Annotated in this window: 9 protein-coding genes; 3 read left to right on the top strand and 6 right to left on the bottom strand. The window is 69.9% G+C overall.

Features of this window, described 5'->3' with window-relative positions; translation table 11 throughout:
* Window positions 1-617 precede the first annotated feature (617 nt).
* From tatB to sigE, 4 genes are all read right to left on the bottom strand, one after another.
* A complete protein-coding gene (gene tatB, locus ACFWW9_RS44100) occupies window positions 618-989 on the bottom strand; it encodes a Sec-independent protein translocase protein TatB (protein ID WP_390389279.1) in 372 nt (123 codons plus the stop codon).
* Window positions 990-1,044: 55 nt separating this feature from the next.
* Window positions 1,045-2,583, bottom strand: a complete 1,539-nt coding sequence (locus tag ACFWW9_RS44095; protein ID WP_390389278.1) for a S1C family serine protease — start codon at window positions 2,581-2,583, stop codon at window positions 1,045-1,047.
* 82 nt (window positions 2,584-2,665) lie between these two features.
* The gene (locus ACFWW9_RS44090; protein ID WP_390389276.1) at window positions 2,666-3,298 is read right to left on the bottom strand and encodes a zf-HC2 domain-containing protein; all 633 of its coding nucleotides are present in this window, start codon (window positions 3,296-3,298) and stop codon (window positions 2,666-2,668) included.
* Window positions 3,295-3,900, bottom strand: coding sequence for an RNA polymerase sigma factor SigE (sigE, locus tag ACFWW9_RS44085; RefSeq protein WP_245886140.1), 606 nt, complete (start codon window positions 3,898-3,900; stop codon window positions 3,295-3,297). Before sigE ends, ACFWW9_RS44090 begins: the two co-directional genes overlap by 4 nt.
* A 274-nt stretch (window positions 3,901-4,174) precedes the next feature.
* On the opposite strand from sigE, the gene ACFWW9_RS44080 reads away from it, so the two are divergent.
* Window positions 4,175-4,810: an O-methyltransferase gene (locus tag ACFWW9_RS44080; RefSeq protein WP_390389274.1), complete on the top strand. Its 636-nt coding sequence runs from the start codon at window positions 4,175-4,177 to the stop codon at window positions 4,808-4,810.
* Window positions 4,811-4,812: 2 nt separating this feature from the next.
* Here ACFWW9_RS44080 and glgC read toward each other — a convergent pair whose 3' ends face one another.
* Window positions 4,813-6,027 carry a glucose-1-phosphate adenylyltransferase gene (glgC, locus tag ACFWW9_RS44075; RefSeq protein ID WP_390389271.1) on the bottom strand — a complete coding sequence of 405 codons (1,215 nt, stop codon included), beginning with the start codon at window positions 6,025-6,027 and terminating at the stop codon, window positions 4,813-4,815.
* A gap of 113 nt (window positions 6,028-6,140) precedes the next feature.
* Between glgC and glgA the strand changes: the two genes are divergently transcribed.
* Entirely contained in the window at window positions 6,141-7,298 is a 1,158-nt protein-coding gene (gene glgA, locus ACFWW9_RS44070; protein ID WP_390389268.1) for a glycogen synthase, read from the top strand.
* A gap of 1,392 nt (window positions 7,299-8,690) precedes the next feature.
* Here glgA and ACFWW9_RS44065 read toward each other — a convergent pair.
* The gene (locus ACFWW9_RS44065; protein WP_390389266.1) at window positions 8,691-9,980 is read right to left on the bottom strand and encodes an MFS transporter; all 1,290 of its coding nucleotides are present in this window, start codon (window positions 9,978-9,980) and stop codon (window positions 8,691-8,693) included.
* A gap of 56 nt (window positions 9,981-10,036) precedes the next feature.
* Between ACFWW9_RS44065 and ACFWW9_RS44060 the strand changes: the two genes are divergently transcribed.
* Window positions 10,037-10,915: a LysR family transcriptional regulator gene (locus ACFWW9_RS44060; protein ID WP_390389263.1), complete on the top strand. Its 879-nt coding sequence runs from the start codon at window positions 10,037-10,039 to the stop codon at window positions 10,913-10,915.
* Window positions 10,916-11,028: the final 113 nt, after the last annotated feature.

Raw genomic sequence — 11,028 nt, 5'->3', positions numbered from 1 at the left:
TCTCTTTGGACCGCCTTTTGAGCCCGACAAAGGCCGAAATGAGGGGTCCCCATGTCAAATCGGCCACAGCACGCTGGAAATCGCAGCCACCGACCCGCCCCCGCTGGAACGAGCGCCGCCAGCCCGACCACGTCGAGCCGACCAGCTGCCACTCAACCACGCTGAAACCGCAGCGACGCACCCCTGACCAGCACGGAAGCCGCAGTCAGGCACCCAAGGCAGACCTCCAAGAGGTCCCCCATCGAGCGAGACCCCCCAATACACAAGGTACAACCGAGCACCGACAAAAACCGGCTCACCCGATCAGGCGACAAACCCACCGGCTCCGAAAGCCAGGAACCCGAGGGGACAGGAAAAGCCCGAAGGAAAGCCCCAAACAGCTGACCAGCCCAAGTCAGAGGCCGGGGCTGCGATCTGGACCAGGCTGCGAGTCGAGCGGTCCAAGACCAACCCACGGAATTGAACGGCCCAAGACAACCGAGGAACCCCAGACCACCGGGCCCCCGGCCAAGCCGGTCGGGACGGACGCCGGCAGTCGCCCCAGACCACCGGGAACCGACCCAGCGAGTCGAAACCATCCCCGCGATTCAGAAGCGGCGAGCCGGAACCAACAACCCTCAGGTCGCATCCGGGTCGTAGGGCGCGCGTTCCCCAGGGTTCAACGGCCTCTCCACCGGCGTAGGCGACGCCACCGGATACCCGTTCGGCTTCTCCGCAGGCTCAGGGTCGTCGAACAGGTGCTTGGTCACGGCCTTCTTCGGATCGAAGTTCCGCAACTCCCGCAGGTCTTCCAACGGCTTCCGGAGTTGCTCGAACTCCGGCCCCATTTCCTGCTTCAGCTGCTCGCGCGCCCCGGTCGCGTAGTCGCGCACCTGGCGGATCGTCCGCCCCACCCACCCCGCGGCTTCGGGCAACCGCTCCGGCCCCAGGATGAACAACCCGGCGACCACGATGATGAGGATCTCCACCCACCCGATGCTGTCGAACACGTCGGCGCCTCCACCGTTAGCCCTGAAGCCAGATTAGCCCTCGCGGACCTGGTCCTCAGTCAGACTTGAGTGTGACCTGGACCGTCAGTTCGCGTCCTTGTCGGGCCAGCACGACCGGGACCGTCTCGCCGATCTCGTGTTCGCGCACCGCCACCGTCAGTTCCGCGGCGTTCCGCACCATCCGGTCGCCCACGCGCGTGATCACGTCGCCTTCGACGATCCCCGCGCCGGCGGCCGCGCCACCCGCGGGCACGTTCTGAACTTGGGCGCCTTCGGCGGTCTCGGCGGAGGCCGAGCGGGCGTTCACGTTCATGTCCGCGTGCTTGACCTCGCCGGTCCGGATCAACGCTTCGGAGATCTTCCTGGCGTAGTTGCCGGAGATCGCGAAGCCGAGGCCGACCGAGTTGCCGGTCTGCGTCTGGATCGACGAGTTGATGCCCACCAGCGCACCGGACGAGTCCACCAGCGCGCCGCCGGAGTTGCCGGGGTTGATCGCCGCGTCGGTCTGGATCGCGTCGTAGGTGACCTGCGGCCCGCCGTTCTCGCCCGCGGCGGTGACCGGGCGGTTCAACGCGCTCACGATCCCCTGCGTCACGGTGTTCGACAGCGACAGCGGCGAGCCGATCGCGATCACCGAGTCGCCGACCTGGAGGTCGTCGGAGTTGCCGAACTGGATCACGGTGGGGTTGGTCACCTCGACCTTGACGACCGCGAGGTCGGTCTTGGAGTCGCGCCCGACGATCCGGGCCACGGCCCGCTTGCCGTCGGTGAACACCACGGTCAGCTTCGCCGACGCGTCCTGCACGGCCGGGGCGACCACGTGGTCGTTGGTGAGGATGTAGCCGTCGCCGTCGATCACCACGCCGGAGCCGACGCCCGCGACGTTCGCGCCCTTGAACTCGATCGACACGACGCCCGGCGTGGTCCGCTTCGCGATGTCCGACACCGAGCCCACGGGGCGTTCCTTCGCGGGCTTCACCTCGGCCAGCGTCACGCCGCCGTCGGTCAGCGGGTTGCCCGCCCTGCCGAACAGCCAGCCGACGAGTCCACCGGCCGTGCCCACGAGCAGGGCCGCGACCAGCAGCAGCACCAGGCCCATCGGCTTCACCCGACGGCCGAACAGCAGCTCGGGAACGCTCAACTGCGGACCGGGAACGGCTTTCTCCCCGGACGGCGCTCCGGACTTCTCGCCCACGGCGGGCGGTCCGATGACCGCGCCGGACCCCGGATCGCGCCACGGGTCACCGGCGGGCTTGCCGTCCCAGAAGACGGGGTCGATGTCCGGGTCCACGCCGTGGTCCGCGCCGGGAGGGCGTTGCAACTTCAGGTCGTCGCCGCCGGGTGGGCGGCCGAACGCGGTGGACAGGGCCTCGGGCGGAGGCGGGGCGGCGGGCATGGGCGGCGTGGAGCCGTTCACGCGCCTGCCGTCGAACGCGGTCTCGACGCCCTGGGGCCGTCCGAACACAGCGGTGAGCGAGGGATCGACCGATGGCCGGTCCAGGGGCCGCGGCGCGAGCCTGCGGTGATCCCCGTCGTCGACACCCGAGACGGGGGTCGCGGGCGTGTGACCGTTGCCCTGATCTGGCTGGCTCATCGCTCCCCGAGTGGTTCCGCTGTCTACCTCAAGATGGGGGCAAGCCTGCCTGGTGCCCGGTGAAGTCCGCGTACGCGGGTCCTCACCGGCCGTGCGCCACCGATCGGAGCAGGTCAAGACGGTCGTTCTCGTCGTGCTGCAACGGCCCGACGGCACTCGCCTGCTGGACCGCCACGGTGGGGGTTCCGGGGTTCACGGTGGGGGTGGGACGAGCCTGCGGCGTCGGTTCGCCCGCGGGCGTGACCAGCACCAGCGCGCCGAGCATGAGACCCGACACGACGACGCCCGCGCTGTTGCGGGCCCGACGCGCGCCGAAGCGCCCGAGCACCGAGGACCCGGCGCCGAGCGGGCGGGACGAGCCGAGCACGGGACCCGAGCCGAAAGCGGCCTGCGCGCGGTCCGGGCGGAGCACCGTCACGAGCTGCCCGTCCTCGGTCACGGCCAAGCCGTCCGGGGCGCTGGGCAGGTCGGCCTCCTGCGGGATCGCCCGCAGCCGGTCGAGGAACCCCGACGCGCAGTTGGGCATCCCCGCGGCGCGGACCGCGAGGCGGGCCTGCTGCTGGTAGGCGGCCTCGGCCGAGCAGAGCGGACAGCGTGCCAGGTGCGCGGTGGCGCGACCGTGCGCCGTCGACGACAGCTCGCCGTCGACGAAGGCCACCACCACGTCCGGCAGCAGGTGTTGCTCCGACAATCCCCAACCTCGCAGGTCGGTCATGCAGAGTCCTCCAGCACTTGCTCCCGACGGCGTTCCAACGCGGCCCGAAGGGCCTGGCGGCCCCGGTGGATCCGACTCCTCACGGTACCCAGTTTCACCCCGAGGGTCGCGCCGATCTCCTCGTAGGAGAGACCTTCCACGTCGCACAGCACCACGGCGGCGCGGAACTCCGGCGGCAGCTCGTCGAGAGCGGCCTGGAGGTCCGGGTCGAGGTGCGTGTCGGAGTAGACCTGCTCGGGGCTCGGGTCGTCGCCCGCGAGCCGGTCCGTGTCCTCGGGCAGCCCCTCCATGCGCAGCCGCGAGCGGCGGCGGGCCATGTCGAGGAAGAGGTTGGTCGTGATGCGGTGCAGCCAGCCCTCGAAGGTGCCCGGCTTGTAGGAGGCGAGCGAGCGGAACACCCGGATGAACGTCTCCTGGGTGAGGTCCTCGGCGTCGTGCTGGTTGCCCGTCAAGCGGTAGGCCAGCCGGTACACCCGGTCGGCGTGCTCGCGGACCACCTCGTCCCACGAGGGCGGCGTCCAGTCCGCCGACTCGATGGGGGCGACGGTCGGCGTGGGGGCGGCGGGGGACAACGCCACCGGCGAAGTCGGCTGCGTGCGCATCGGGCGGTGAAGCACCTCCAGTGGGCTGGCTAGCCCTGTGCACAGGTCAACGTGGGATCGGTCCCCGGTGTTCCCGTGTTCTGTCTCGTGGCACCCAGCGTGCCCGGCTTGCTTATAACCATCGTGAGAGTCCCCTGAGAGCACGCTGAGAATCCCGATGTACCCATCCGGGTTGCCGATGACACCCGGACGGGTGCCCCTCGGCGCGCAACGGCGGTCCACTTCACGGCGGGTTCACCCGATTTCACCCCTTGCGGCGCTAACCTCCTGGCTTGTGACACCGGATTCGCCGCTTCGGGACTACGTGGAGCACTTCCTCCCCGAGGACGACGTGCTGACGGCCGCCCGGAGCAGGGGTGTCGACCTGGGCTGCGTGCCCATCGGCAGCGGCGGTGGAGCCGCCCTGCGCTTCCTGGCCGCCGCCCTCCAGGCCAAGGCCGTCGTCGAGGTCGGAACGGGCGCGGGCGTGAGCGGCCTCTACCTGCTCGGCGGGATGCCGACGGCGGGCGTGCTGACGTCCATCGACGTCGAACCGGAGCACCAGCGGGCCGCGCGCAAGGCGTTCGCCGAGGCGAAGATCCAGGTCAGCCGTACCCGGTTGATCATGGGCCACGCGCTGGACGTGCTGCCGAGGCTCACCGACGGGGCCTACGACCTGGTGTTCGTCGACGGCGCGAAGGCCGAGTACCCGCGCTACCTGGACGAGGGCGTGCGCCTGCTGCGCCCCGGCGGCGTGATCGCGTTCGACAACGTGCTGTGGAACGGCCGCGTCGTGGACCCGGCGAACCGGGACCAGGACACGACGGCCATGCGCGAGGTTGCCCGGTCGGTGAGGGAAGACGACCGACTGGTGCCCGTACTCCTGCCCCTCAGCGACGGCCTGCTGGTCGCCGCCAAGAAGCAGAAGTAGCCCTATTCAGCTCGTACGTTCTTGCCCAGGACGGTGACGCCACCGGCGCTGATCGTGTAGCGCTGGCGGTCCATCGCTTGGTCGACGCCGATCAACGCCCCGTCGGGGACCACGACGTTCTTGTCGAGGATGGCCCTTCGGACTACCGCACCCTTGCCGATCCGCACGCCGGGCAGCAGGACGCTGCCCTGCACGACCGACCCGACCTCCACGACCACGTCGGAACTGATGACCGACCCGTGGATCGTGCCGGAGATGATCGAGCCGGGCCCGACCATCGAGTCCTCCGCGCTGCCCCCGGCGATGAACTTCGCGGGCGGCAGCGGCGGGGTGGCGGTGCGGATGGGCCACGCCTGGTTGTAGAGGTTGAACACGGGCCGCACGGACACCAGGTCCATGTGCGCCTCGTAGTACGCGTCGATCGTCCCCACGTCGCGCCAGTACCCGCGGTCGCGCTCGCTCTCGCCGGGCACCACGTTGTCCGCGAAGTCGTAGACGTGCGCCTTCCCCGCGTCGACCAGCATGGGGATGATGTCGCCGCCCATGTCGTGGTCGGAGTCCGGGTTGGCGGCGTCCGACCGGAGCGCGTCCAGCAGCGCCTCGGTCGTGAAGATGTAGTTACCCATCGACGCGAACGTGACCTCGGGGTCGTCCGGCACGTGCGGCGGGTCCGACGGCTTCTCCAGGAACTGGGTGATCAGGCCCGTCTCGTCGGAGTCGATGCAGCCGAACGCCTTCGCCTCGGCGCGCGGCACGCGCATGCCCGCGACCGTGACGCCCGCGCCGCTGTCGACGTGCTGCTCCAGCATCTGGCCGGGGTCCATCCGGTACACGTTGTCCGCGCCGAAGACCGCGATGTGCTCCGGCCGCTCGTCGTAGACGAGGTTGAGCGACTGGAAGATCGCGTCGGCCGACCCGGTGTACCAGCGCGGACCGAGCCGCTGCTGCGCGGGCACCGGCGTCACGTACTGGCCGAGCACGTTCGACAGCCTCCACGTGGTGGAGATGTGCTTGTCGAGCGAGTGCGACTTGTACTGCGTCAGCACGCAGAGCTTGACCATGCCCGCGTTCACGAGGTTGGACAGCACGAAGTCGACCAAGCGGTAGTTGCCCGCGAACGGCACCGCGGGTTTGGCCCGGTCGGCTGTCAGCGGCCAGAGCCGCTTCCCTTCCCCGCCTGCCAGGACAATTCCGAGTACGTGCGGCTGCCCTTTCACACGCTGACCCTAACGGTGCGGAAGCGGCCCCACCAACGGTGGAGCAGGGCGGATCTCACGTTTTCCGGATTCGTTCACCCGGCTGCCCCACTTCCGGGGTTACGGTGACGCCCGTGCGAGTAGGACTGCTGACACGGGAGTACCCCCCGGAGGTGTACGGCGGAGCCGGAGTCCACGTGGGATTCCTGGTGCCGCGCCTCCGCGAGCTGATCGACGTGGACGTGCACTGCTTCGGCGGGCCCCGGCCCGACGCGCAGGCCCACGAGACCGCTCCGGGGCTGGACAACGCGAACGCGGCGCTGCGGACGCTGTCGGTCGACCTGGAGATGGCCGCGGCGGTGGCGGGTGTGGAGCTGGTGCACTCGCACACCTGGTACGCGAACATGGCCGGTCACCTGGCGAAGCTGCTGCACGGCGTGCCGCACGTCGTGACGGCGCACTCGCTGGAGCCGCGCAGACCGTGGAAGGCCGAGCAGCTGGGTGGCGGCTACCGCGTCTCGTCGTGGGTCGAGAAGACCGCGTACGAGGCGGCGGACGCGGTCATCGCGGTCAGCGAGGGCATGAAGCTGGACGTGCTGTCCTGCTACCCGGACCTCGACCCGGCGCGCGTGCACGTCGTGCGCAACGGCATCGACACCGAGGCCTACCACCCGGTGACCGAGACGGACGCGCTCGTGCGCCACGGGATCGACCCGGAGCGGCCGATCGTGGCGTTCGTCGGCCGGATCACCCGGCAGAAGGGCGTCGGGCACCTGGTCGCGGCCGCCCACCACATCTCGCCCGAGGCGCAGGTCGTGCTGTGCGCGGGCGCGCCGGACACCCCGGAGATCGCCGAGGAGACCCGGCTGGCGGTCGCCGAGCTGGCCGCGGTCCGCTCGGGCGTGTTCTGGATCCAGCAGATGCTGCAACCGGCCGAGGTGCGGCAGATCCTCAGCCACGCGGCGGTGTTCGCGTGCCCGTCGGTGTACGAGCCGCTGGGCATCGTGAACCTGGAGGCCATGGCCTGCGGGACGGCCGTCGTGGCGTCGGACGTCGGCGGGATCCCCGAGGTCGTGGACCACGGCCGGACGGGCCTGCTCGTGCACTACGACGAGGCGGACACGTCGAAGTACCGGACCGAGCTGGCGGACGCGATCAACGAGGTGCTGGCCGACCCGGAGCGGGCGGCCGCGTTCGGCGCGGCGGGTCGGCAGCGGGCCGTGGACGAGTTCTCGTGGGCGACCGTGGCCGAGCAGACCGTCGAGGTCTACCGAGGGGCTGTTCACACTTAGACCTCTCACCAGCGGGGATCAGTGGAGTGACCTGCGTCACACTCCATCGTGTGCAACCGTGACGGCCGGTATTCGCCTTTAACCCGGTAGTAGGGCATTCACCCATCTACCGGGGGTACCAGCTGTGCGGTTCGGACGCGTCTTGTTGGGTTTCGTCGCCGTGGCGGTCGCCGCGGCGGGCTGCGCGACCCCACCGGCCAAGAGCGCGCCGGAGCCCGCCAAGCTGACCATCGGTGGCAAGCACGTCCTCGACGGGCAGCTCCTCCAGGCGCAGGCCGAGGAGGAGATGGCCTTCACGCTGAACTTCGGCTACGTGGCCCGCACCGGCAGCAAGCCCGTCGACTGCTGGTTCGCCCGGACCAACACCGAGACCGAGGTCGACACCCGGCTGTGGTGCGGGCCCGTGCAGGTGCCGGGCACCGCGGCCTCGGCCGACTGGGTGCCCGTGCCGCTCAAGGAGGTCGCGCAGGAGGAGAGCGGCGTGCGGTTCGAGGTCCAGCCGCCGCAGGTGCCCGAGCAGGGCACGCGCAGCTCGCCGGTCGGCTCGCTGGTGCGGACCGACGGCAAGGAGTCCGACCCCAACAAGGAGGAGGCCGACAGCACCGAGGCGGGCCCGGACTTCCTCGCCGTGCTGCCCGACGACCGCAAGCGGACCAACGAGGACCTCGGCCTGGCCGCCGCCCCGAACCTGATGGTCCGCGACGACCTGCTCAGTGCGACGGCGACGGGCTTCGGGTCCCCGGAGAGCTTCCGCAGCGACAAGAGCGTCCTCAAGCCCGGCCCCGGCCTCCAGCTCCGGGTCCTCCGGCTGAAGGTCGAGCGGCTGCTGGCCACCGACCCGGCGTTCGACCAGCTCCCGTGGCAGGGCTACACGCCGCAGCCGTCCGAGCTGGCACTGGAACTGCCCGGCAGGCGCAGGCAACTCCCCGCCGACCGGCTGCCGGAGAACGACACCGTGTTCGTCGTCTACACGGTGTCGGCGACCCCCGAGGGCGACGCGCCCGTCGAGGCGCTGGCGTTGAACACCATCGGCACCAAGTCCCTGGAACAGCGCGTCGAACTGCCGAGCGGCAAGGCCACCACCGAGATCCCCGCCGTGCTGCGGCGCGCGGGCAGCCCGGAGAAGCCCGCGGACGTGAAGCAGAAGATCGAGGTCAACGGCAAGGCCGGTGAGCTGAAGGCGCTCGGAGTCCGGCTGGGTCGGCAGCGACCGGTGAAGGTCAACGGCGAGTACCAGGTGGTGACGGCGTCCGCGCCGGACAAGGCGCTGCTGGAGCTGCGGATCAGCGCCAAGGGGGACGGGTTCCCGAACACCGTCGGCGGTGACGTGACCAAGGGCCTGTTCAAGGTGAAGCTCCCGGACGGGTCGGAGGCGCCGCAGGTCGGCGTTCGCTACGACGGGGGTCCGTTCCCGGTGGCGCTGGTCGTGGAGGTGCCTGCTGACGTCAAGTCGGCGACCCTGGAGGTCGTCGAGGGCACGGTGACGTTGCCGATCGTGGGGAAGGTGTCGGTCAAGCCGGTCGACGGGGCTGCCACGGTGCCGCTGGACTTCTGAGCGATCGCCACGGCTGCTCCGGCGAGGGCTAGCCAGCCGATGACGAGGGCGACCAATGCGCCCCAGCCCCAGGCGCCGAAGGCGGTGCTGCCTGCTGTGCCGCCGATGCTGCTGCCGACGTAGAAGGCGAAGAGGTAGACGCCGGATGCCTGGCCCTTGGCGTTGGCCGGAGCGCGGGCTCCTACCCATCCGCTGGCTACGGAGTGGGCGGCGAAGAAGCCGCCGGTGAAGAGGGCCAGGCCGAGGACCACGGATGGTAGGGAGTCGGGCAGTGTCAGGAGGGCTCCGGTCGCGGTGACGGCCAGCGCGGCTAGGGCGACTGGGGCTCGGCCTAGACGGTCGGCCAGGCGGCCTGCTACCGCTGAGCACACGCCGCCTGCGGCGTAGGCGAGGAAGATCAGGGCGGCGAAGCGGGCCGGGAGGTCCAGGGGTGGGGCGGCCAGGCGGAAGCCGATGGCGTTGTAGAGGGAGATGAAGGCGCTGACCGCCAGGGCGGCGATGGCGTACTGGCAGAGCAGGACTCGGTCGTGGATCGCGGCGCGTACGCCGCGGGGGGCTTTGGTGGGTTTTCGGCTGTCAGCGGGGAGGGCTGTCGCCACTACCGCTGCGCAGATCACGCCCAGGCCGCCGACGGCTGCCAGTGAGCCGCGCCAGTCGAGCCAGTCGACGCCTATGCCGGAGATGAGCCTGCCGATCATGCCGCCCGCGCTGTTGCCCGCGATGAGTGCGCCGATGGCGGCTCCTACGCCCGCGGGGCCCACCTCGTCGGCCAGGTAGGCCATCGCTACGGCGGGGACGCCAGCTACGGCGATGCCTTGGATCACGCGGAGGGCGATCAAGGCCTCGAAGGAGGGGGCGAACGGGAGGAGGAGGGCGGTCAGGGCCGCTGCCGTCACGGCGGCGACGATCACGCGTCTTCTGCCCACTCGTTCGGAGAGCATCGCGATGGGGATGACCACGATCGCGAGTGCGCCCGTTGCCGCGCTGATCGCCAGGGAGGCCCCGCCGGGGGTGAGGTGGAAGTCGGCTGCCAGTTGGGGGAGCACTGGTTGCGGGGCGTAGAGGAGGGCGAACGAGCCCAGGCCCGCGGCGGTCACGGCGAGTGTGATTCGGCTTTTGCGTGTCACGTCTTCGACGCTAACTCATGCGTCCAATGCGAGAATGGGGCAATATTCATACGGTGATGGATGAGATGGCGTTGGCTCCTCGGTTGGCCGTTCTGCGGGCGTTGGCGCAGGAGGAACACATCACGAAAGTCGCCGAGGTGGTGGGGTTGCCGCAGCCGACCGTGAGTCGGTGGCTGGCTGCGATGGGGGAAGAACTTGGGGCCCCGGTCGTGGAGCGGGTGGGGCGGGGGGTGCGGCTCACGCGGGCCGGGCGGTTGTTGGCCGAGGCTGCGGAGCGGGCCATGGGGGTGATGGAGGCCGGGTGGCGGCAGGCCTCCGAAGAGGTGGATCCGGAGCGTGGGCAGGTGGTGTTGGGGTTCCTGCACATGTTGGGGCGGTCGGTGGTGCCGGAGTTGGTGCGGGGGTTTCGGGAGGCGCATCCGCTGGTGCGGTTTCGGCTGGTGCAGAACTCTCGGCAGGAGATGTTGGACCAGTTGGACCGGGGGGAGATCGATCTGGTGATCGTGGCGCCTCCGCCGGATTCGCCTGGGGTGGAGGTGGCGTTCTTGCTGGAGCAGGAGTTGGTGTTGGTCGTTCCTGCTGGGCATCGGTTGGCTTCGCGGGAGTCCGTGCGGGTGGCGGAGTTGGTCGATGAGGATTTTGTGGTGTTGGAGCACGGGTATGGGATGCGGCAGATCACTGACGAGTTGTGTGCTGCTGCTGGGTTTGTGCCTCGGGTGACGTTCGAGGGGCAGGAGATTGAGACGTTGAGGGGGTTGGTTGGGGCTGGGTTGGGGGTGGCGTTGTTGACCCGGTCCTTGAGTGCTGGGGCGGGGGTGGTGGAGGTGGCTGTTTCGCCGCGGGCTGGGAGGACGTTCGCGTTGGGGTGGAGGGTGGGGGGTTCGTTGCCGCCTGCTGTGGTGGCGTTTCGGGAGCATGTTTTGGGTGGGGCTTGACTTTGGGGGGAACCCCCGATTGCGCCAATTATCCCACCCTCTTTCGCCTTGTCAAGGCTGGAAAGACGCCTTGACAAGACGAAAGAGGGTGGGGGCGCAAAAACAATCGGGGC

The organism is Umezawaea sp. NPDC059074 (assembly GCF_042738955.1).
GTDB lineage: Bacteria > Actinomycetota > Actinomycetes > Mycobacteriales > Pseudonocardiaceae > Umezawaea.
Note: the sequence above shows the minus strand (reverse complement) of the source record. Positions and strands in the feature narration are given on the sequence as shown.